Genomic DNA, 22549 nt, shown 5'->3' with positions numbered 1-22549 from the left:
ATGGCCCGGCGGACGCGGTGGCCCGCAAAGCAGAACCCCCGGCCGGGCCGGGGGTTCGAGGTCATACGCTTTACCAGTCGCCGGCGCCCGGCACGTGGTGGTCGCGCGCGCGACGGCGCATCAGCAGGTTCAACCATTCCACCAGCACCGAGAAGCCCATCGCGGCGTAGATGTACGGCTTGGGCACATGCACGTCGAGGCCGTCCAGGATCAGCACCGCGCCGATCAGCAGGATGAAGGCCAGCGCCAGCATCTTCACCGTCGGGTTGGCGTCGATGAAGCGCCCCAGCGGATTGGCCGCCAGCAGCATGACCAGCACCGACAGCAGGATGGCAGCGACCATCACCGGGATGTGGTCGGCGATTCCGACGGCCGTGATCACCGAGTCCAGCGAGAACACGATATCGATGATGGCGATCTGCAGGATGACCATGCCGAACACGCCCGACGCCTTGCTGGTGGCCGGATTCTCGTCTTCGCCACCGGTGATCAGTTCCTTGATCTCCATGTAACCCTTGATGATCAGGAACAGGCCACCCACGATCAGCACCAGGTCGCGGATGGAGATGCCCATGCCGGCCACGGTGAACAGGTTGGCGGACATGTGGGCCAGGTAGGCCAGCGACACCAGCAGTGCGATACGGGTGATGCAGGCCACGGCGATGCCGAGCTTGCGCGCAAAGGGACGGCGCTCTTCCGGCAGCTTGCTGACCGCGATGGAGATGAACACCAAATTGTCGATGCCGAGCACGATTTCCAGTGCGCTCAGGGTGAACAGGGTCACCCAGGCGTTGGGGTCGGCGAGGAACTCAAAGGACATGGAAACTCTTCAAGGCAGTGGGGGAATGGGGGTTCAGCCGTAGCGGCCGGCCAGTGCATGCGGGACCACGACCAGGGCCCAGCACAGCAGCACGTTCATCATCAGCACGAACACGGCGGCCGAACCCATGTCCTTGGCGCGCCCGGCCAGCTCGTGGATCTCGCTGCCGTAGCGCTCGATCACGGCCTCGATGGCGGAGTTGGCCAGTTCCATCGCCAGCACCAGCAGCATCGAGCCGATCAGCAGCGCGCGCTCCACCGGGGTCTGGCCGAGCCAGATCGCCACCGGGGTCAGCAGGACCAGCAGGTAGACCTCCAGCCGGAACGAGGACTCATGCAGCCAGGCAGCCCGCAGGCCCTGCCAGGACCAGCGCGCGGCCTGGAAGATGCGGCGCGGGCCGCGCGGCATGTGGCCGAACTGGTCAGCCACGGGTGGAGCATCCAGCAACGGGGGCGCGGCGCAGCGACCGCTCAGACGCACGGCAGGGAGTCATGGGTGCACAGGGATGGGCAGACAGTCGCCATTTTGCCACAAGGCCGCCGGCCATACTCCGCGCGGCCGGGCCGAATGGCCTGCCGGGGACAAGCGCGGGCCGCGCCCGCCTCCTATGATGGCTCCCTCCTTCCTGCCTGGAGTGCACGATGTCCCACCGCCGTCCCGCTCTGCTGATGCTGGGCCTGCTGACCCTTGCGCCGCTGGCGCTGGCACGCGTTCCCTCGCCGTCGCCCCGCGTTCCCGAGCAGGTCTCCAACGTGGCCTGGGCCGCCGACATGGCCGCCTTCGCCGCCGCCGACAAGGTCGCCCCGCCGCCTCGTGGTGGCATCGAGTTCATCGGCAGTTCGTCATTCCGGATGTGGGACAGCCTGGCGGCCGATTTCGCCGGCCAGCCGGTGTTCAACCGGGGCTTCGGCGGCTCGGAAGTCCGGGACAGCACCTGGTATGCCGGACAGATCGTGATCCCGTACGCGCCGTGCAAGGTCTTCCTGTACGCCGGCGACAACGACCTCAACAGCGGCCGCAGCGCCGTGCAGGTGCGCGACGATGTGGTCGCCTTCGTGCAGCGCGTGCATCGCGACCTGCCCAAGACCCGGGTGGAATACGTGTCGATCAAGCCCAGCCCGTCACGGGCGCACCTGCTGCCGGCGATCAACGAGGCCAACACGCTGGTCAAGGCGGCGCTGGCCAGGCTGCCCAACACCGGCTTCACCGACATCTACACGCCGATGCTGGGCGCCGACGGCCAGCCTGATCGCGCGCTGTTCCGTGAGGACATGCTGCACATGACACCCGCCGGATATGCCATCTGGACCCGCGCGCTGGCACCGAAGGTGACCTGCGACTGAGGCACTGCGCACGCCGGGCATGGCCCGGCGCTACCGCCCGGGCATTCCGCGGAATGCCCGCTTCTGATCCGGCAAAAGCCCTCTAGCGGAAGATCACCGTGGCTTCGGTTCCCTGCCCGGGTTCGCTGGAGAGGCTGACCTTCCAGCCGAAGCGATCGCACAGCCGGCGCACGATCGACAGGCCCAGTCCGGTGCCCTGCGGGCGACTGGGTTCGGCGCGGTAGAACGGCTCGAACGCGCGCGACAGGGCTTCGGCAGACATGCCGATGCCGGTGTCGCGCACCACCACCCGGTCGTCGCGCACATGCACGTCGATGCGGCCTTCGTCGGTATAGCTGCAGGCGTTGCGCACCAGGTTGCTGACCACCACCTGCAGCACCCGCGGCGGCGCATGCAGATTCACCGGTCCGTCGCTGTGCAGGTGCACCACGACCGGGCGCGTACCCAGCAGTTCGTTGGCGTTGTCCACCTCGTGACGGACGATGTCGTTGACATCGAACAGCTCGACCTGCGGCTCGACATCCGCCTCGCGGGCAAGGATCAGGAAGGCGTCGATCACCGCTTCCATGTCACGCCCGGCACGCTGGATGCGCTGCAGGCTGCGGCGCAGGCGCGGCTGCAGGGAATCATCCCCCAGCGCCATGTCGCTGGCCACGCGGATCACCGTCAACGGCGTGCGCAGTTCATGGCTGGCATCGCGGGTGAAGTTGCGTTCGCGGGCGACATGCGCGCTGACCCGGTTGGCCAGCGAATGCAGGGCCGCGGCGAGCTGCCGGGTCTCGCCCTGCATGTCCGCCGGCAGTTTGTTCGGTTCCAGATCGGCTGCCTCGGGGTGACCGGGATCCCAGCGCGACACGCGCCGCGCCAGCCAGTTCACCGGCGATACCAGACGCTTGGACGCGCGATAGGTGATCCAGCTGGCGCCATACACCGCCAGCAGGGTCAGCAACACCGGCACGATGCCGAACCAGAACGCCAGCATTTCCGCGCGTGAGCGCAGGAATACCAGATACAGGCGGCCGGCCGGCCGCACATCGACCAGGACCAGCTGGTCATCCGCCGGCAGTTCGTGGAAACCGGGCTCCAGGTCGCGCAGGTTGGCCGGCAGCGACAACGCGGACTGGCCGCTTTCCAGCAGGTAGCCGCGGATGTTCTGCGTATTGGGGGGAGGCTGTGCGGGGGACGCGTCGTGCAGCGTCCAGTAATACGCCGCTTCCTCGCGCAGCGCTGCACCGACCAGGCTGTGCTTGATGACCAGCGACACCAGCCATGCGCCCAGCAGGATGCCCAGGCTGGCCAGCACTGCCTGCAGGATGAAGGCGATACGGATCTTGCGCGGCAGGCCGTGCGGCATTGCGGGGTCCCGGTCAGAGCGCTGCGATTATAGGCAGCGCACCGCGCCGTGGTCGTGCAGGGATGATGACCGCCGACACTGCCGGTCGGTCATCCCCTGCCCTGTTGCCCGTCCGCTACCGCACCGGGCCTGCAGCTGCACCGGCACGGTCCCTGCTCAGGCCATCGGCTGGGCGATGTCGGCAATGCGATAGCCGGCGCTCTGCACGGTATGCAGCAGCGGGCGATCGAACGGCTTGTCGATGATCTTGCGCAGGTTGTACAGATGGCTGCGCAGGGTGTCCGAATCCGGCAACCCGTTGCCCCAGATCTCGCGCTCGATTTCCTGGCGGGTGACCACCCGCGGCGATTCGCGCATCAGAATCGTCAACAGGCGCAGGCCGATCGGCGACAGCTGCAGTTCGGTGCCGGCGCGGGTGGCGCGCATGCTGACCGGATCGAGCACCAGGTCGGCGACCTTGAGCACTTCCGAACCCACCTGGCGGCGTTCACGGCGGATCAGCGCGCGCAGGCGTGCTTCCAGTTCCTGGATCGCGAACGGCTTGGTCAGGTAGTCATCGGCACCGAACCCCAGGCCGGTGAGCTTGTCGTCCAGCGTATCGCGCGCGGTCAGCATCAGCACCGGCGTCGATTTGCGCGCGTCGTTGCGCAGCCGCCGGCAGACTTCGATGCCATCCAGCCGCGGCAGCATCAGGTCCAGCACCACCACGTCATAGCTGTTCTCCGCCGCAAGCCGGTAGCCGTCCAGGCCATCCTGTGCATAGTCGACTTCGAAGCCACGACCTTCCAGGTATTCGCCGATCATCTCGGAGATGTTGCGGTTGTCTTCGACCACCAGCACCAAGCCGGAAGTCTCCTTCGTCTGACGCATGTGATTCCCTCTAACTTCAGCTTTGTGAAACATGCCGGATCGACGGTGGAGGCAATGTGAAGTTCCGTCAAGAGATCCGATCCGCTGCTCAGAGCAGCGGCTTGAGCAGGGGCCAGACGTTGTCGAGCACCTTCGGCTGGGCCTGGGCGGTGGGGTGCAGACCGTCGGCCTGCATCATCCCCGGCTGCAGGGCCACCCCCTCCAGCAGGAACGGCAGCAGCGGCACAGCGTAGCGGTCGGCCAGCGCGCGGTAGGCGGCCGCCAGCCGCTGGCGGTACGCCGGGCCGTAATTCGGTGGCACATCGATGCCCAGCAGCAGCACCTTGGCGCCCGCCTTCTGGCTGGCCTGCACCATCTTTTCCAGATTGCCCTGCACCTGCGCCGGGGTCAGCCCGCGCAGGGCGTCGTTGCCCCCCAGAGCGATCACCACCACGTCCGGCTTCTCCTTCGCCAGCAGGCCCGGCAGCCGGGTCAGGGCGCCGGCGGTGGTCTCGCCGCTCATGCTGGCGTTGACGATCCGCGCCGGCGTTTTCGACTGCTGCCTGACCCGCTGCTGCAGCAGGCTGACCCAGCCGGCATCGGCAGGGATATTGTGGGCAGCACTGAGGCTGTCGCCGAGCACCAGGACGGTACCGGCCGGACCTTTGGCACAGGCCAGCCCGGGCAACAGCAGGAACCCTAGCAACAGCACCATCATCATGCCGGCTCGCCGGCTCCATCCCGTCTTGCGCATTGGAGTCTCCTCATCGACAGCCTGTCCCCCCGCAGCGCGCCCGTCGCCATCGCCGTCGACCAGGTCGGCAAATCCGTGCATGGCCCGGAGGGTGAAGTCCACATACTGGACAACATCACTTTGACGGTCCATGAAGGCACCAGCGTGGCCATCGTCGGCGCCTCCGGCTCCGGCAAAACCACCCTGCTCGGCCTGCTCGCCGGGCTGGACCTGCCCAGCCGCGGTCGCATCGCTCTGGCCGGGCACGAACTGTCCAGCCTGGATGAGGAAGCCCGCGCGCAGCTGCGTGCTCGCGAGGTCGGCTTCGTCTTCCAGAGCTTCCACCTGCTGCCGGCGCTGACCGCCGCCGAGAACGTCGCCCTGCCACTGGAGCTGGGCGGGCGCGAGGATCGCGCGCGGGTGGACGCCGTGCTGGACCAGGTCGGGCTGGCCCATCGCGCCCGCCATTACCCGCGCCAGCTGTCCGGCGGCGAACAGCAGCGCGTGGCATTGGCGCGTGCCTTCGTCACCCGGCCGCGCATCCTGTTCGCTGACGAGCCGACCGGCTCGCTGGACCAGAGCACCGGCCAGCACATCAGCGACCTGCTGTTCGAGCTCAACGCCGGCAGCGGCACCACGCTGGTGCTGGTCACCCACGATCTGCGCCTGGCCCAGCGCTGCCAGCACATCCACCGCATCGACAACGGCCGCCTGCAGGCGGTCGCGCACGAGGCCCGCGCATGAACCTGCTGCGGCATGCGTGGCGCGCGCTGCGCCGCGAAGCCCTGGCCGGCGACCTGCTGACCGTGTTCGCCGCGCTGGTACTGGGCGTGGCGGTGATGACCGCGGTCGGCACGCTGGTGAACCGGGTCAACCTGGCACTGACCAGCAGCGCTGCGGAGATGCTCGGCGGCGACCTCGGCGTCGCCGGTCGTGACGACCCGCCGGCCGCCTTCGCCGAAGAGGCCAGGCAGCGGGGACTGGCATCCACCCGCATGGCCAGTTTCGGCACCGTGCTGTTCCAGGGCGATGCCAGCCAGATGGCCAGCATCAAGGCGGTACAGGCCGGCTATCCGCTGCGGGGGACGCTGCGGGTACGCAGCACGCCCGGTGGTGCGCTGATCGACGATGCCGGCATGCCGCCGCAGGGCCAGGCCTATGCCGATCCCCGCCTGCTGCAGGCGCTGGGGTTGAAGGCCGGCGATGACCTCGAGTTCGGCGCCGGTACGCTGCGCATCGCCGGCATCATCGAGGCCGAACCGGATGCCGGCGGCGACCTCCTCACGCTGTCGCCGACGTTGCTGGTCAATCGCGCTGATGTCGACGGCACCGGCCTGCTCGGTCCCGGCAGCCGCATCAGCTACCGGCTGATGTTCGCCGGGCCGGCCGACCGGATCGCGGCGTTCCGGCAATGGCTGCAGCCACAGGTGAAGGGCATGCGCCTGCTGAGCGTGGATGACACCCAGCGCGGCGTGCGCCAGGCCTTCGATCTGGCCGGGCGCTTCCTCGGCCTGAGCGCGCTGCTGGCGGTGCTGCTGGCCGGCGTTGCCACCGCGCTGGCCGCCAACCGCTTCGCCCTGCGCCGCATCGACCAGGTGGCGATCCTGCGTTGCCTGGGAGCACGCCAGCGCGACATCCTGCTGGGCCTGGCACTGCAGCTGCTGATGCTGGCCGTTCCGGCCTGCCTGCTCGGCATTGGACTGGGCATGGCCGCGCAGGAAAGCCTGGTACAGGTGCTGGGCAGCCTGATACCGCAGCGCCTGCCGCTGCCACAGGCAACACCGGCGCTGACCGGTGCAGGCATCGGTCTGTTGCTGCTGTTCGGCTTCGGCCTGCCGCCGCTGCTGCGCCTGCGCGAAGTGCCGCCGATGCGCGTACTCAACCGCTCCTTCGCTGCACTGCCGCCCGCCTCGCTGCTGGCCTACGTCGCCGCCCTGCTGGCCAGCCTGGTGCTGGCCGTGCAGGTGACCGGCGACCTGAAGCTGGCCCTGTGGGTGCTGGGTGGCCTGGCCGCTCTCGCCGCAGCGGCGGGCCTGGGCGGCTTTGTGCTGCTGCAGGTGCTGCGCAGCCTGCAGCACCGCCTGCACGGCAACTGGCGGCTGGGATTGGCCGCCCTGACCCGCCGCCGGATGCTGGCGGTGATGCAACTGGTGGGCCTGTCGCTGTCGCTGTGCGCGCTGCTGCTGCTGGCCGTGACCGGGCCGGGGCTGCTGCAGCAGTGGCGCGAGCGCCTGCCGGAGAACACGCCGAACTACTTCCTGATCAACATCCAGCCCGAACAACGCGACGGCGTGCTGGCAGCATTGCGCGCGCTGGGTGCTGCCGATGCCAGCATCGAACCGATGGCCACCGGCCGCCTGATCGCGATCAACGGCAAGCCCCCGGTGCGCGTGGACCAGGCGCAGGACGGCCAGGGGCGGGAAAACGGCCCGCGCGAGGACGACGACGAGAACCGGCCACTGAACTTCAGCTGGCGCAGCACTTTCCCGCCGGCCAATACGCTGCTTGAGGGCCACTTCTGGAAGGCGGACAGCACTGCGCCCGAAGCCTCGGTGGAAACCGGCTGGGCCAAACGCTACGGCGTCTCGACCGGCGACCGTATCGGCATTTCCGTGGGCGAGCAGCAGCGCGAGTTCACCGTGACCAGCGTGCGCAAGGCGGACTGGAACACGTTCCGGCCGAACTTCTTCGTGCTGTTGAATCCGAACGCCGTGGGCGACACCCCGCACAACCTGCTCTCGGCATTCCACCTGCCGGCCGGCCAGGCAGCCGGGCTGGGCGAACTGGTGCGTGCACAGCCGAACCTGTCGCTGCTGGACGTGGATGCGGTGATCTCGCAGGTGCGCGACGTGATGGAACGGGTGGCACAGGCGGTGCAGCTGGTGATGGTGTTCAGCCTGCTGGCCGGCGTGCTGGTCCTGCTGGCTGCCCTGCAGGCCACGGCCGGCGAGCGCCGCTACGACAGCGCGGTACTGCGCACGCTGGGCGCGACCCGGCGCCAGCTGCGCGGTGCGGTGCTGGTCGAGTTCGGAGCACTGGGCACGCTCGCCGCGCTGCTGGCGGTGGGCGCCACGGCCGTGATCGGGCTGGTGGTGTCGCAGAAGGTGTTCGAGCTGCCGCTGCTGCCGCCGTGGCCGGGCCTGCTGCTGGGCGGCGTGGTCGGCATCGGGCTGAGCCTGCTGGCGGGCTGGTGGGGCACCCGGCGCATCCTGCATACCCCGCCCGCCCTGGCCCTGCGCGAAGCCTGACGCAGGCGCGCGCCGGGAGGCGTGCCGGGCAAGCCCGGCACCCTTCCTTGCGGTAGATCCACGCCATGCGTGGATCCGGCTGTGGCCTCGAGCAGGGCTCGACCCTACTGGGCCTTTTCCACGTACCTGGCGAACACTTCGTCGATCTGCGCGTCCTTCACCTGCTTGCCGTCCTGCAGGTCCTGCGCCTGGGTGAACAGCGGAATGATCATCGCCATCCCATCCAGCTTGGTCTTCAGGTGCACGCCCGGAGCCTGGGTCAGGAAACCGTCCCAGCGCTGGCGGACCTTGGCCCAGTAGCCGGCGGTGGCCTTCCAGTAATCGCGCGCCGGGGTGAAGTCGATCTCGGTGGTCTTCACGTAGTCGTTGAAGCCGAACTCACGCGCGATCTCCACCTGGCTGCCGTCGGTGTTGCGCTGCACCTTGGTGTTGAACTGCTCGTGGGTCCAGCCGTTCGGGGTGAGCGTGTGGCGGTTGACCACCGCCAGCGCGTTGTAGTCGCTGCGCTTGGTGTACTCACGGCGCGGCAGCGGGCGCCAGCTCAGGTCGCTGGTCCAGCTCGGCACGTTGTTGGTGTAGGTCCATTTGCCGGTGCCGCAGTAGCGCGGTGCATCGCTCACTTCATACACGCACTGGGTCCAGGCGCCCTGGTTCACCGCCGCCGGGATGCTGCGCACCCGCCAGGTCTGGTCGGCACTGAACTCGAAGCGGTTCGGGGCCTCGTAGACCCAGTCCTGGCGCCAGTGCTTGGTGATGTGGCCGCTCTTCTCGTCCAGCAGCAGGTGTTGCAGCACGATGCGCTTCGGGCTGTCCTCGACCACGATGACCATTTCATTGCCGCCGCTGCGCATCGCCGGCGCGCGCTCGTAGCCCGGCTTCAGCAGCACGGTTTCGTCGAAGGCGAAATCCACGGTGTACTCACCCTGCATGGCCAGGATGCTGTCGTGGTCGCGGGCGATGTCGGAGGGCTGCGCGCTGGCCACGCCGCTGCCGGCGAGCAACAGCAGGACGCTGGCTGTCTGGAATTTCATCGGGATCTTCCTTCGGGGTTGCAGGTTCGTTGAGAGGCCATCCGTGGCCGTCGGGCGTTCCATCAGGAACAGATCAGAGGCGGATCAGCGGCAGGTCGCCGGGAATCCGTGGTGCCGGCCGGCGCGCGGCGTCGGCACAGCAGCAGTCGTCGATGGCCAGCTCGCCCTCGGCGCCTTCCAGGCGCGCGATGCGGCGTGCGGTGGCCGCGCCCAGCGACGACAGCGTCGACAGGCTGGCCGCCAGAGTGCGGCCATCATCGGCGGCATGCAGGCGCAGCGCACACAGGCGCCAACGCTGGCCGCCGAGATGACCAGCCAGGCGCCGCCACAGGCGTTCACCGACACTGCCGTCGCTGTCGTGCTGTGGGCCCGGCGGCAGCGCGGCCACCAACCGGTCCCAGGCCAGGAAATCGCTGTCCGGCAGCAGGTACAGGCGCCACACGCAGCGGCCACGGCCGTCAAGGAAGCACAGGCTTTCGCGCAGGCCCTCGCTGTCCACGCCCTGGCAGGCATGCACGCGCACCGCCTGGCGCCAGCCGCCAAGCTCGTTGCCGTCGGCGTGGTAGAGACACAACACGGTGCCAAGCGTGGCCAGCTGTGCCGGGGTCGGCCATGCCGCGCGGTGTGGCGCGGCGATGGAGTCATTCCTGCGTGCGGACAAGGCTCGGCTCATGAGGTCACCAGGACACGGCAAGGCTGGCGGAGAAGGTACGACCCGGGCTGGTGTAGCGATCCAGCACGCGGCTGGTCGGCGACAGCGTCGTACCCACGTTGGACCAATCGATGTAGCGTTTGTCGCCCAGGTTGAACACGCCTACGTTGAAGGTCGCACCCGGGGCGAAGTTCCAATGTGCCATCAGGTCGGCCACGCCATAGCCGGCCGGGCGGTACACCGTGGCCGAGGCGACGCGGTCCTTGCGCTTGACGAACGTGCCGGCCAGTTCGACACCCCAGGCATCGGTGTCGTACATCAGGCCGACGGTGCCGCGCAGCGGGTCGACCGAATCCAGCGGGGTGTCCTCGGTCTTGTTGTCGCCGCGCGACCAGGCCACGGAACTGCGCAGTGCCCAGCCCTGCAGGGTCGGGCTGATCTGGCCGAAGTCGACGCCGGCCTTCAGTTCAGCGCCGTAGATGCGGGCGTCGGCGATGTTGCGCGACTGGAACACCATCAGGCCCTGCGCATTGGTGCCGACCAGCGACTGCGACTCGATGAAGTCCTTGTACTCGTTGTAGTAGCCGCTGACGCTGACGTAGGCAGCCGGCGACAGGAAGCGCAGGCCCAGTTCCATGCCATCACTGGTTTCCGGCTTCAGGTCCGGATTGGGAATGGCCGTGTAGCCGAAGGCGAAGTTGGTGAAGCCGAGATTGACGTCGTTGTACGGCGGCGAGCGGAAGCCGTGCGAGTAACCGGCAAACAGCGACCATTCGTCGGTGAAGCGATAGACCATGCCAAGCTTGGGCGAGACGCTGGTCTTGGTCAGCTTCGCCACCGCCACGCCGGGATTGTCCTCGGCGAAGATGTTGTCCACTTCCGGCTTCAGCTCGTAGCGGTCCACGCGCACGCCCGGCACCAGCGACAGCTTGCCGCCAGCCATGCGCATTTCATCCTGCGCATACAGGCCCAGCTCGGTGGTCTTGCTGATCGGGAAATCGCGTACCGGGAACGCATCGGGCAGGATGGTGGTGCTGGTCTGGCCGTTGGCCAGTACCTGGAAACCATCGCGCTTCTGGCGGATCTCGGTGCGTGCACCCTCGAAGCCATAGGTCAGCGCGTGCTCGACGCTGCCGGTGCTGAAGGCCTTGTTGAACTGCGCCTGCAGGCCGTACACACGCTGGTCGAAGTTGAACTCGCGGTGGCGACGGCTGCGGTTGGCACGGTCCTCATCGGTGATCTGGGTGGTTTCGCTGTGCTGGGTATACAGCTGCCAGTGCAGGCTGTCGGCGAAGCCTTTGTCCAGCGCATCCATTTCATGCGCGAACGACACGCGGGTGCGGTTCTGCTTGTCGCGCGCCTTCATGCCGGTGGTGGTGGTACGGTCGATCGAAGACAGCACGTTGGTCTCGGTCTTGTCTTCGTTGCCTTCCACCGTCAGGCGGAAGCGCTGGTCCTCGCTCGGTGCATAGACCAGCTTGGCCAGGCCGCTGCGACCGTCGCGGTCCTGCGGGTTGGGGGCGGTGCGGGTGTTGTCGTTGCTGCGCACGTCACCCTTGTTGTCGGTTTCCTGGCCCTGGCGATGGTTGATGTTGACCATGCCGCTCCAGTGTTCGCCGCCGAACGCCGTGGTGACACCGCCGAGCAGGCCCTTCCATTCACCGTCGTAGCCGAACTTCAGGCCGACGTAGCTGTCCTTGCCATCCTTCAGGTAATCGGCCGGATCCTTGGTGACGAAGGCGACCACGCCGCCCAGCGCATCGGAACCGTACAGCGAGCTGGCCGGGCCGCGCACGATCTCCACGCGCTTGAGCGTGTCCAGATCGGTGAAGTTGCGGTTGGCGTTGGAGAACGAACCAATGTTGAAGCTGGTCGGCATCGCGATGCCATCGGTCTGCACCCGCACACGGTTGCCGTCCAGGCCACGGATACGGATGCTGCCCAGGCCGAAGCGCGCGGCGCTGCGGCTGACCGACAGGCCCGGCTCGTAGCGCAGCAGATCCTTGATGTCCTGGACCAGGTGCCGGTCCATCTGCTCGCGGTCGATCACGTCCACCGTCGCGGCGACGTCACTCACTGCGCGCTCGGTGCGCGTGGCGGTGACCTGCACGCGATCGAATTCGCGCGCATCGGGCGCGGCGCTGGCGGCGCTGGCGGCGGTGGCAGCGTGGGCGGACAGCGGCAGCGCCATCCAGACAGCAAGGCAAAGGGCGGTATGGCGGGTCATCGGGTTCGTTCGGTCAGGCAGGGGAACCCCCGGCCACCGGCACGCCGGAGCGTACGCGGTAGACCGAGGGGGAGAGAGCGGGAGCGGTCGGGTCGCCCACCCTGCGGGCGGCGCCCGGCAGGAGGGAGGGAGGCGGGCGACCAGGCCGCGTTACTTGGTCAGGATCAGCTTGTCGTTGCTGGTGTGCCGCAGGCGATAGAAGCGATCGCCGTGCTGGATCAGGATTTCACGACGGCCCTTGAGCAGGGCTTCGCTGTCGATGACCTCTTCCGGCGGAACGACGCGGACCGGACGATCGCGGAGGGTCAGTGTTTCAGGGCGCAGCAGTACAGGTTGAGCGTTCATGAGCATCTGGACTCGTGCGAGGGACGAGTTAAATGATAATGATTCTCAGTTGACAATCAACAACCATTCTCAATTTGATTGATGAGATTAATGATCGAAATCCAAAATTCGATAGATTTTGTGAATCGAATGGTGGGTGGCGGCGACCCTGGGGTCGAGCACAGCTCGACTCCCCGGCGGGAAAATGCTGCGGGTCAGACGAAGGCGGCTTCGATCCGGGCCCAGCCGGCGGCGTCGATCTGCTCCAGCACTTCCAGGGCCTGCAGGTTCTGCAGCAGCTGCTCGACCCGGCTGGCGCCCAGGATCACGCTGGACACCTGTGGATTGCGCAGGCACCAGGCGATGGCCACGCTGGCCGGGGCGTGGCCAAGCTCGCGTGCCACCGCGCTGAAATGACGGACCTGGGCCAGGCGCGCCTGTGCATCGGCGCCCAGAACCAGATCCTGCAGCCACTCCATGCCCTCGCGGCCCAGCCGGGCGTCGGCCGGAATGCCACGGTCGTACTTGCCACTGAGCAGGCCGGACGCCAACGGCGAGAAGATGGTGGTGCCCAGGCCGGCCCCCGCGTACAGCGGGGCGTACTCGGTTTCCACCCGCTCGCGGTGCAGCAGGTTGTACTGCGGCTGCTCCATCGATGGCCCCTGCAGGTTGTGTCGCGCGGCAATGTCCAGCGCCTGCTGGATCTGTGCCGCCGACCACTCGGACGTGCCCCAGTAGAGCACCTTGCCCTGCCGTATCAGGGTATCCATCGCGTGCACGGTCTCGGCGATCGGCGCGTCGGGATCCGGGCGGTGGCAGTAATAAAGGTCCAGATAGTCCACCCGCAGGCGCTTGAGCGCGGCATGGCAGGCATCGGTGACGTGCTTGCGCGACAGGCCGCGCTGGGTCGGTCGCGGATCCTTGGCACTGCCGAAGAACACCTTGCTGGACACGCAGAACCCATCGCGCGGCAGGCGCAGGTCGGCGATCACATCGCCCATCACCTGCTCGGCGCGGCCATTGGCATACCCCTCGGCATTGTCGAAGAAGTTGATGCCATGGTCCCAGGCCGCGGCAACCAGGTTGCGGGCCTCGTCGCGCGGAATCTGGTCACCGAAGGTCACCCAGGCGCCGAAGGACAGGGCGGATATCGGCAGGCCGGTGGAGCCCAGGCGGCGGTAATGCATGCGAATCTCCTGCTGCGGGCCCGCATCCGGGCCGGAATCGAGCCCCATTCTACCCGTCGTGCCGACCGCAACCCCTTGCCGTTGCTGGCCCGATCGGTGCCGATGGCCGCGCGCACGCTGCTTTTCCTTGCCCCGGCCCCTGCCCTGCACTAGGCTTCCCGTTTTTCGCGACGCCCCAGGGGAGTCACTCACATGGTCGAAGGTTTGGGCAGGATCGGCTTCGGCCTGTTCGGGTTGGCGGTGCTGATCGGCATCACCTGGTTGTTTTCCAACAACAAGCGCGCGGTGGACTGGAAGCTCGTCGCCACCGGCATCACCCTGCAGATCGCCTTTGCGGCGCTGGTGATCCTGGTCCCCGGCGGCCGCGACGTGTTCGATGCGCTCGGCCACGGCTTCGTGAAGGTCCTGAGCTTCGTCAACGAGGGCTCGAAGTTCATCTTCGGCTCGCTGATGGACGTCCAGAACTACGGCTTCATCTTCGCCTTCCAGGTGCTGCCGACCATCATCTTCTTCTCCGCGCTGATGGGCGTGATGTACCACCTGAACGTCATGCAGGCGATCGTCCGGGTGATGGCGTGGGCGATCACCAAGGTGATGCGCGTGTCCGGTGCCGAAACCACCAGCGTCTGCGCCAGCGTCTTCATCGGCCAGACCGAGGCGCCGCTGACCGTGCGCCCGTACATCGCCAAGATGACCCAGTCCGAGCTGCTGACCATGATGATCGGTGGCATGGCCCACATCGCTGGCGGCGTGCTGGCGGCCTACGTGGGCATGCTCGGCGGGGGCGACCCGACCCAGCAGGCGTTCTACGCCAAGCATCTGCTGGCGGCCAGCATCATGGCCGCACCGGCCACGCTGGTGGTGGCCAAGCTGCTGATCCCGGAAACCGGCACCCCGCTGACCCGCGGCACGGTGAAGATGGAAGTGGAGAAGACCTCCAGCAACATCATCGACGCGGCGGCGGCCGGCGCCGGCGACGGCCTGAAGCTGGCGCTGAACATCGGCGCGATGCTGCTGGCCTTCATCGCCCTGATCGCCCTGCTGAACGCCCCGCTGACCTGGCTCGGCGAAGTGACCGGCCTGGCCGCACAGATCGGCAAGCCGACCAACCTGTCGACCATCTTCGGCTACCTGCTGGCACCGATCGCCTGGGTGATCGGCACTCCGTGGGCCGACGCCACCACCGTGGGGTCGCTGATCGGACAGAAGGTCGTGATCAACGAATTCGTCGCCTATACCGAGCTGTCGCAGATCGTGAACGGCCAGGTCGCCGGCGTGACCCTGTCCAATGAAGGTCGCCTGATCGCCACCTATGCGCTGTGCGGCTTCGCCAACTTCAGCTCGATCGCAATCCAGATCGGCGGCATCGGTGGCCTGGCCCCGGAACGTCGCCACGACCTGGCCAAGTTCGGCCTGCGCGCGGTACTGGGCGGTACCATCGCCACCTTCATGACGGCGACCATCGCCGGCGTGCTGACGCATTTCAGTTGAACCCTAGTTCGAGAAAAGATTCCCTATGAGCAGCAGTGTCGTTGTCGTCGGTTCCTTCAATGTCGATCACGTGTGGCGGTGCGAGTCGCTGCCGGCACCGGGCGCGACCATTGCCGGCCGCTACAGCACCGGCCCCGGTGGCAAGGGCTTCAACCAGGCCGTGGCCGCATGCCGCGCGGGCGCCGACACCCACTTCGTGTGCGCCCTGGGTGATGACGCCGGCGGTGCCACCGCCCGCGACCTCGCCGGCCAGGACGGTTTCGCGCTGATCGCCGAAGCCAGCAGCGAACCGACCGGCACCGCCGGCATCTATGTCGATGCACGGGGTCGCAACACCATCGTGATTGGCCCGGGCGCCAATGCCGCCCTGAGCACCGATTTCCTGCAGCAGCAACAGGCGCTGCTGACCGGTGCCCGGGTGGTGCTGGTGCAGCTGGAGTCGCCGGTGCAGACCATCGAAGCGGCACTGGCTGCCGCCCGCGAGGCCGGTGTCACCACCGTGCTCAACACCGCACCGGCCGACGCCCCCTCGACCATCGGCCTGCTCAAGCTGGCCGATGTGATCACCCCGAACGAGACCGAGTTCGCCGCCCTGCTGGGCCGCCATGTCGGCGAGCGCGTGGATGCCAACGACGTGGCCGCGCTGGATGGTGCCAGCCTGCATGCGCTGTGCCGCAAGCTGGTCGGCAACGGTACCGTGGTGGTGACCCTGGGCTCGGTGGGCGTGTTCGTTTCGCATGCCGATGAGAACCTGCGCGGCGACACCCAGCCGTACTACCGCGTGGGTGCCGAGCAGGTGCAGGCGATCGATACCACCGGTGCCGGCGACGCCTTCAACGGCGCGCTGGCCGCCTCCCTTGCCCAGCTGCCGGAGGCGCCGTTCGCACGCCATGTGCGCTTCGCCAACCAGTTCGCGGGCCGCTCGACCGAGAAGGAAGGCGCCGCAGCGGCGATGCCACGGCTGACCCCGGCCGACGTGGAAATCCGGTAGGTCCACGCCGCAGCTGCATGAACCGGCCCGGGCGCGCAGGTGCCCGGGCCTTTTTCTGCCTGCGCCCATGCAGGGCACGCAGCCCTGCCCCAGCCGCCCACGATGACCCGCCACTGGGGGCGGCGGAAGCAACCGTCAAGCATCTGCTGATGCCCGTACGGCATGAGGTCGGTCCGGATCGGCCTGAACCGGCGCCTCGCCGACCCGGCCATGTGACCGCCTGCGGCCTACAATGGGCGCATGCAGATCGGCCCCTACACCATTGCTCCCAACGTCGTGCTGGCGCCCATGGCCGGCGTCACCGACAAGCCGTTCCGCCTGCTGTGCAAACGGCTGGGCGCGGGCCTGGCCGCCTCCGAGATGACCATCAGCGACCCGCGCTTCTGGAACACGCGCAAGTCGATCCACCGCATGGACCATGAGGGTGAACCGGCACCGATCAGCGTGCAGATCGCCGGCACCGAGCCGCAGCAGCTGGCCGAGGCGGCGCGTTACAACGTCGACCATGGTGCGCAGATCATCGACATCAACATGGGCTGCCCGGCCAAGAAGGTCTGCAATGCCTGGGCCGGTTCGGCGCTGATGCGTGATGAATCGCTGGTGGCGCGCATTCTTGCTGCCGTGGTCAACGCGGTCGATGTGCCGGTCACGCTGAAGATCCGCACCGGCTGGGACTGCGACCACCGCAATGGGCCGCTGATCGCGCGCATCGCCGAGGACAGTGGCATCGCCGCCCTGGCCGTGCACGGCCGCACCCGCGATCAGCACTACACCGGCCAGGCCGAGTACGCCACGATCGGCGAGATCAAGGCAGCGCTGCGCATTCCGGTGATCGCCAATGGAGACATCGATTCGCCGCGCAAGGCCGCCTTCGTCCTGCAGCAGACCGGCGTGGACGCAGTGATGATCGGTCGCGCGGCGCAGGGCCGGCCGTGGATCTTCCGCGAGGTGGCGCACTACCTGGCCACCGGCGAGGAACTGGCCCCGCCGTCACTGGCCGAAGTGCGCGATATCCTGCTTGGCCACCTGCACGCCCTGCATGCCTTCTATGGCGAGCCGCAGGGCGTGCGCATCGCGCGCAAGCACCTGGGCTGGTACGCCAAGGACCGGCCCGAGAATGCGGCGTTCCGCGCCGTGGTCAACCGCGCCGAAGATCCGCAGAGCCAGATCACGCTGACCACCGAGTACTTCGACCGACTGATCGCCGGGCAACCGGCGCTGCCGTCGGCTGCCTGACCCCGCACGCCCCGCAGTCGACCCTGCACGACGCACCACGAGCCCGCGACCATGACACCGCCGATTTCCTCCCCCACCTACCTGCACGGGTTCTCCGGCACCGAACAGCAGCGCCTGATGACCCAGGCCCGCCTGCTGGAATCGAGCATCTTCGGCCAGATCGACTACGGCAGCGCACGACGCCTGCTGGAAGTCGGCAGCGGCGTCGGCGCGCAGACCGAGATCCTGCTGCGCCGCTTCCCGGACCTGCACGTGACCGGCGTGGACCTGAGCGAAACGCAGCTGGCGACCGCGCGCGAGAACCTCGCGCGCACGCCGTGGTGCAGCGATCGCTACACCCTGCAGCAGGCCGATGCAGGCGAGCTGCCGTTCGAGGCACGCAGCTTCGATTCGGCATTCCTGTGCTGGGTGCTGGAGCATGTACCTTCGCCGGCCCGCGTGCTCAGCGAGGTGCGCCGCGTACTCGCACCGGGATCGCCGGTCTACATCACCGAAGTGATGAACGCATCGTTCCTGCTCGATCCGTATTCGCCGCACATCTGGCGTTACTGGATGGCATTCAATGATTTCCAGTACGACCACGGCGGCGATCCCTTCGTCGGCGCCAAGCTCGGCAACCTGCTGCTGGCCGGTGGTTTCCGCGATGTGCATACCGAGATCAAGACGATCCACCTGGACAACCGCGAGCCGGCGCGGCGCAAGACGATGATCGCGTTCTGGGAGCAGCTGCTGCTGTCGGCCGCCGAGCAGCTGCTGCAGGCCGGCACCGTGGACGAGGATACGGTGGAGGGCATGCGTCGCGAGTTCCGGTTGGTGCAGAACGATCCCAATGCCGTGTTCTTCTTCTCGTTCGTGCAGGGCCGCGCGACGGTGTATTGACCGGCGCCTGTACCGCTGCGCTGCGGCGGTGCCACGCGCCGCATGGCTGGCAACCCGCTAGAATCGTCGCGGGCTGGCGTCGAGGACGGGCGCGCGCTGGACCCGGCCCCTTCCGCGTGCGCGGCAACGGGACCACCGAGCTCCGCGCCTGAAGGGATTCCTGATGACAGCACGCGCAACGACTCCGGGTAGCACGCTGCCCCTCGCCGCCCGGGAAGGCGGCCTGCTGGATGGCCTCGACTCCCGCCAGGCCCGTCTGTGCCTGGGCATCGTGGCGGTGCTGTGCCTGCTGTATGTCGCATTTGCACTGACGCCCTCGTCGTATGCGATGGCCAGCCAGTACCTGGGGCTGGCACCGATCGAGCCCCTGCTCGGCAAGGCGCGGGGCATCCGCATGGACGAGTGGATGGTCTACACCCCTTACGTGCAGATCGCGGTGGCCAACGACTTCGGCGCGACCAACGCGTTTTCGCCGTACCACGAGACGCTGCGCTCGTTCCAGGCGCTTCCGCTGCTGGACTGGGGCCTGCTGTTCAAGCCGTACCACTGGGCCTTCTTCATCCTGCCACCGGCCAACGCCTACTCGTTCTTCTTCATGTTCATGGCGATGGCGTTCCTGTGCGGCTGGGCGCTGTTCCTGCGCCAGCTGCGGGTTCCGCCACTGGCGGCCGTGCTGGTCGCGCTGACCCTGTACTTCTCGCCCTACGTGCAGGTGTGGTGGACGACCAACTGGGGCGCGTTCGCGCTGGCCCCGTGGGTAGCCGTGGCCTGGCTGCGGATCGACAACCGCTGGCTGCGCATCCTCGCCAGCGCCTACGCACTTGTGGTCTGGCTGCTGGCCGTGGCCTATCCGCCCTTCATCATTTCAGCGCTGCTGGCCATGGGCGTGCTGGTGCTGGCCTTCCGCCGCGATGCGTTGACAGTGGCACGCCTGCTCGATGCGGCGGTCGCCGGCGGCCTGGCGCTGCTGGCGTTCCTGGGCTATTTCCACGAAGCGATCGAGATCGTCCGCAACACCGTCTATCCCGGCCAGCGCGAGAGCGCCGGCGGCGGCGTCAGCCCGGTCGCGCTGCTCACCCACGGGTTCCCCAACCTGATGACGCGCGGGTTCTATCCGCTGCCTGCGTTCGAGCCGTCCAACGCCTGCGAGATCGCAGTGTTCAGCAGCCTGCTGCCGCTGTTCACCGCCGTCCTCGCCGACTGGACGCAGGTGCTGCGCTGGGCGCGCGGCCACCGGCTGTCGCTGGGGGTGCTGGCCGCCGGCATCGCGCTGGTCGCCTGCTGGATCTTCCTGCCGGTGCCGCTGCGGATCGGCCAGCTGACCGGACTGTCGATGGTGCCGCCCACCCGTGCGTTGCTGGCATTGGGCCTGCTGCTGAACATCGGCTGCGCGATCGTGCTGGTGCGCGGCGGGGTGCGCCTGGGACGCGGCCGCCTGCTGCTGCTCGCGGCCCTGCTGCTGGCGGGATGCCTGCTGAAGTTCGCCTTCGGCCAGGGCAGTTTCAGCCGGCTGCATGCCACGGCCGATGCATGGCCACTGCTGTGCGTGGGCGTGCTGGCCTTCGCCGCGCGCCGCCCGCGGTTCGCCGGGCATCCGGTGGCGCTGGTGCTGGCGGTGGCCGCGCTCGGCAACGTGCTGACCAACGGGCTGTTCAATCCGGTGCAGTCGGCCCGGCCGATCTTCGACATGGACCGCAGCGCCGTGCTGGCGTCGATGCAGGCGCGCGGTGCACGGCAGGCTGCGGACGGAGCGCTGGTGGTCGAAGGGCGCTACGGTGCGCTGCTGTCCGGCGTCGGTATCCCGGCAGTCAACCACACGCTGTATTTCCCGCAGCTGGCGTACTTCCGCGCGCGCTTCCCGGACATGCCCGAAGACCGCTTCAACACCACGTTCAACCGCTATCACCATGTGATGGTCAGCGACGTCGCCGAACCCCGTTCGATGTACGCCGACCTGGTGGAAGTGCCCGCAGCCGCGATGCTGGCCGCGCCCGCGCAGCCGCCGGCACCGCCGCAGCCCTGAGGACGATGCAGATGAACGCCTACGCGCGCCCGGCCACGCCACCGAAGATCGCCGTCATCATTCCCTGCTACCGGGTGACCCGCCACGTGCTCGGCGTGCTCGCAGCGATCGACGATGCGGTCACCGCCATCTACTGCGTTGATGATGCCTGCCCGGATGGCAGCGGCCGGATGGTCCAGGACAGCACGCGCGATCCCCGGGTCAGGGTGCTGTTCCATGCGCAGAACCGCGGCGTCGGTGGTGCGATCAAGACCGGCTACCGCGCGGCCATCGCCGAGGGCATGGACATCCTGGTGAAGGTCGATGGCGACGGCCAGATGGATCCCACACTGCTGATGGACTTCGTCGCTCCCATCGCCGAGGGCAACGCCGACTACACCAAGGGCAACCGCTTCTGGAACCTCAGCCACATCCGTCGCATGCCGCTGCTGCGGCGGATCGGCAACCTCGCGCTGTCGTTCATGAGCAAGGCGTCTTCCGGCTACTGGCAGGTGTTCGACCCGACCAACGGCTACACCGCCATCCACGCCCGCGTTGCCAGCCACCTGCCCCTGGATGCGATCAGCGACCGCTACTTCTTCGAGACCGACATGCTGTTCCGCCTCAACACGGTGCGTGCCGTGGTGCAGGACGTGGCGATGGACGCGCGCTATGCCGACGAGACCAGCAACCTGCGCATCAGCCGGGTACTGGGCGAGTTCGCCTTCAAGCACGTGCGCAACACGCTCAAGCGTGTCGGCTACAACTATTTCCTGCGCGACCTGACCATCGCCTCGCTGGAGCTGATCGCCGGGCTGGGACTGCTCGCCTTCGGTGGCGTGTTCGGCGCGTACCACTGGATCGCATCGGCATCGGCGGAGGTTGCGACGCCGGTCGGTACGCTCATGATCGTCATGGTTTCGCTGATTTCAGGTCTGCAGTTCCTGCTGGCATTCGTCGGCTTCGACATCGCCAATGCGCCGCGCCAGGTCCTGCATCGCTCGATCCAGCTCAACCGCACAGCACCGCCGGCCTGACGCCGGCACAGCATCCCCGCCTGCCGATCAATCGCCCGCGTGCACCGGGGCACTCCCGCCGGTGGCGCCCGTCGCTGCCGGCGCATGCCAGATCCGCTGCCACATCGCGGCCAGCCTGACGCCGACATCGGCGCGCGCCGCTGGGCTGCTGTAATCCGTGCGCCGCTGCTCGGGCACGATCGCCTGCCAGCGCCCATCGACCTGCCGTGCTACCGCGAAGTTGAAGGTGTAATCCGGCTCCAGGCCCATGCGCAGATCACTCAGCACCAGCATTCCGTCCACTATCTGCGCACGCATGAAGCCACGGTTGAACCACTGCAGGCGTTGAACCGCCGGAATCGACTGCGCTTCACGCAGGGCCTGCACATTGGACGGGTGGCCTTCGAACTGCATCGGGCCGCGGTCGGCCACCAGCGAGCGATCGCCGACCACGTAACCGTTCGGGGTCATCGCCACCACCCGCCACAGCAGGGTGTTGAACGGCATCGGCACCGAGAATCGTGGCGCATCGCCCAGCCCCATGGCCGCAAGGCTCTGCTGGGCGGCACGGTCGACCTGCGCCTTGGCCAGCAGGCCCCATCCCAGGTAGCCGGTGCTGAGCACGAGGGCAACCCCGAGTACCTTGCCGGCCCAGGGCCGCGCGCGCCCGAACCACGCCACCACGCAGCCCAGCAGCAGCCATACCGTGTACGCCGGGTCGATGATGAAAACACTCGAGCCCATGGTCGGGTGTGGCCGCAGTGGCCACCACAGCTGGGTCCCGTAGACGGTGAACGCATCCAGCAGTGGATGGGTGACCAGCGCCAGCTGGATGGCCCAGAACCAGCGCAGCGGCGACTGCGCCACCCGCCCCCGGCCGTAGCGCTTGAACAGCCACCAGATCAGCGCTGCCACCCAGGGCAGCACCAGCAGCGAATGGCTGAAGCTGCGGTGGTCGACCATCACCGCTACGGGATCCTCGGCTGTGAAGCCCAGCCACAAGGCATCCAGATCCGGCAAGGTGCCAAGTGCAGCACCGGCCAGCAGGGCCGCGCGGCGATGTCCGGGCGGGGCGATGGCAGCGGCAACGGCGCCGCCGAGAACGATCTGGGTCAAGGAATCCATGGCCCGATGCTAACGGCTTTGCCGGGCGACAGCAGAGCCCG

General features: G+C 67.8%; 20 protein-coding genes. 9 read left to right on the top strand and 11 right to left on the bottom strand.

Features of this window, described 5'->3' with window-relative positions; all coding sequences use genetic code 11:
* Positions 1 to 70: 70 nt before the first annotated feature.
* A complete protein-coding gene (locus N8888_RS03070) occupies positions 71 to 820 on the bottom strand; it encodes a TerC family protein (protein WP_004144462.1) in 750 nt (249 codons plus the stop codon).
* Positions 821 to 853: 33 nt separating this feature from the next.
* Positions 854 to 1249, bottom strand: a complete 396-nt coding sequence (locus N8888_RS03065; RefSeq protein ID WP_053516413.1) for a diacylglycerol kinase — start codon at positions 1247 to 1249, stop codon at positions 854 to 856.
* A gap of 212 nt (positions 1250 to 1461) precedes the next feature.
* On the opposite strand from N8888_RS03065, the gene N8888_RS03060 reads away from it, so the two are divergent.
* Positions 1462 to 2163: an SGNH/GDSL hydrolase family protein gene (locus tag N8888_RS03060; RefSeq protein WP_065182787.1), complete on the top strand. Its 702-nt coding sequence runs from the start codon at positions 1462 to 1464 to the stop codon at positions 2161 to 2163.
* Positions 2164 to 2245: 82 nt separating this feature from the next.
* Here N8888_RS03060 and N8888_RS03055 read toward each other — a convergent pair whose 3' ends face one another.
* The 3 genes from N8888_RS03055 to N8888_RS03045 all read right to left on the bottom strand — a co-directional run bounded on the left by N8888_RS03055 (position 2246) and on the right by N8888_RS03045 (position 5120).
* Positions 2246 to 3517: a sensor histidine kinase gene (locus N8888_RS03055; RefSeq protein WP_053516416.1), complete on the bottom strand. Its 1272-nt coding sequence runs from the start codon at positions 3515 to 3517 to the stop codon at positions 2246 to 2248.
* 156 nt (positions 3518 to 3673) lie between these two features.
* A complete protein-coding gene (locus N8888_RS03050; RefSeq protein WP_002811889.1) occupies positions 3674 to 4387 on the bottom strand; it encodes a response regulator transcription factor in 714 nt (237 codons plus the stop codon).
* Positions 4388 to 4475: 88 nt separating this feature from the next.
* Complete coding sequence (locus N8888_RS03045; protein ID WP_053516417.1) at positions 4476 to 5120, bottom strand: arylesterase; 645 nt, start codon at positions 5118 to 5120, stop codon at positions 4476 to 4478.
* A 75-nt stretch (positions 5121 to 5195) separates the two neighbouring features.
* On the opposite strand from N8888_RS03045, the gene N8888_RS03040 reads away from it, so the two are divergent.
* Positions 5196 to 5843, top strand: a complete 648-nt coding sequence (locus N8888_RS03040; RefSeq protein WP_080375229.1) for an ABC transporter ATP-binding protein — start codon at positions 5196 to 5198, stop codon at positions 5841 to 5843.
* Positions 5840 to 8347: an ABC transporter permease gene (locus N8888_RS03035; protein ID WP_263177420.1), complete on the top strand. Its 2508-nt coding sequence runs from the start codon at positions 5840 to 5842 to the stop codon at positions 8345 to 8347. The genes N8888_RS03040 and N8888_RS03035 overlap by 4 nt, the downstream gene beginning before the upstream one ends.
* 104 nt (positions 8348 to 8451) lie before the next feature.
* Here the strand turns inward: N8888_RS03035 and N8888_RS03030 are convergent, their stop codons facing one another.
* The 5 genes from N8888_RS03030 to N8888_RS03010 all read right to left on the bottom strand — a co-directional run bounded on the left by N8888_RS03030 (position 8452) and on the right by N8888_RS03010 (position 13768).
* Positions 8452 to 9378, bottom strand: coding sequence for a DUF6607 family protein (locus tag N8888_RS03030; protein ID WP_263177418.1), 927 nt, complete (start codon positions 9376 to 9378; stop codon positions 8452 to 8454).
* Positions 9379 to 9451: 73 nt separating this feature from the next.
* Positions 9452 to 10051 (bottom strand): ChuX/HutX family heme-like substrate-binding protein, encoded by a 600-nt coding sequence (locus N8888_RS03025; protein WP_106550134.1) that lies wholly within the window; start codon positions 10049 to 10051, stop codon positions 9452 to 9454.
* 4 nt (positions 10052 to 10055) lie between these two features.
* The gene (locus tag N8888_RS03020; RefSeq protein ID WP_429001038.1) at positions 10056 to 12257 is read right to left on the bottom strand and encodes a TonB-dependent hemoglobin/transferrin/lactoferrin family receptor; all 2202 of its coding nucleotides are present in this window, start codon (positions 12255 to 12257) and stop codon (positions 10056 to 10058) included.
* A 150-nt stretch (positions 12258 to 12407) separates the two neighbouring features.
* Complete coding sequence (gene hemP, locus N8888_RS03015) at positions 12408 to 12602, bottom strand: hemin uptake protein HemP (RefSeq protein WP_005412278.1); 195 nt, start codon at positions 12600 to 12602, stop codon at positions 12408 to 12410.
* Positions 12603 to 12796: 194 nt separating this feature from the next.
* On the bottom strand, positions 12797 to 13768 hold the full coding sequence (locus tag N8888_RS03010; RefSeq protein WP_053516475.1) for a potassium channel beta subunit family protein: 972 nt from the start codon (positions 13766 to 13768) through the stop codon (positions 12797 to 12799).
* Positions 13769 to 13960: 192 nt separating this feature from the next.
* On the opposite strand from N8888_RS03010, the gene N8888_RS03005 reads away from it, so the two are divergent.
* The 6 genes from N8888_RS03005 (at position 13961) to N8888_RS02980 (ending at position 21404) form a co-directional block, all read left to right on the top strand.
* Positions 13961 to 15259 carry a NupC/NupG family nucleoside CNT transporter gene (locus tag N8888_RS03005; protein WP_053516424.1) on the top strand — a complete coding sequence of 433 codons (1299 nt, stop codon included), beginning with the start codon at positions 13961 to 13963 and terminating at the stop codon, positions 15257 to 15259.
* A 25-nt stretch (positions 15260 to 15284) separates the two neighbouring features.
* A complete protein-coding gene (locus N8888_RS03000; RefSeq protein ID WP_053516425.1) occupies positions 15285 to 16250 on the top strand; it encodes a ribokinase in 966 nt (321 codons plus the stop codon).
* Between the two features lie 240 nt (positions 16251 to 16490).
* Positions 16491 to 17486, top strand: a complete 996-nt coding sequence (gene dusB / locus N8888_RS02995) for a tRNA dihydrouridine synthase DusB (RefSeq protein ID WP_053516426.1) — start codon at positions 16491 to 16493, stop codon at positions 17484 to 17486.
* Positions 17487 to 17537: 51 nt separating this feature from the next.
* On the top strand, positions 17538 to 18365 hold the full coding sequence (locus tag N8888_RS02990) for a methyltransferase domain-containing protein (protein ID WP_053516428.1): 828 nt from the start codon (positions 17538 to 17540) through the stop codon (positions 18363 to 18365).
* Positions 18366 to 18528: 163 nt separating this feature from the next.
* A complete protein-coding gene (locus N8888_RS02985; protein WP_263177398.1) occupies positions 18529 to 20388 on the top strand; it encodes a DUF7657 domain-containing protein in 1860 nt (619 codons plus the stop codon).
* Between the two features lie 11 nt (positions 20389 to 20399).
* On the top strand, positions 20400 to 21404 hold the full coding sequence (locus N8888_RS02980) for a glycosyltransferase (RefSeq protein WP_053516476.1): 1005 nt from the start codon (positions 20400 to 20402) through the stop codon (positions 21402 to 21404).
* A gap of 27 nt (positions 21405 to 21431) precedes the next feature.
* Here the strand turns inward: N8888_RS02980 and N8888_RS02975 are convergent, their stop codons facing one another.
* Positions 21432 to 22508, bottom strand: a complete 1077-nt coding sequence (locus tag N8888_RS02975) for a metal-dependent hydrolase (protein ID WP_263177395.1) — start codon at positions 22506 to 22508, stop codon at positions 21432 to 21434.
* Between the last annotated feature and the right edge of the window lie 41 nt (positions 22509 to 22549).

This window comes from Stenotrophomonas maltophilia, from assembly GCF_025642255.1.
GTDB classification, from domain to species: Bacteria; Pseudomonadota; Gammaproteobacteria; order Xanthomonadales; family Xanthomonadaceae; genus Stenotrophomonas; species Stenotrophomonas maltophilia_P.
The sequence above is the reverse complement of the archived record's forward strand: the minus strand, read 5'-3'. Positions and strand labels throughout refer to the sequence as shown.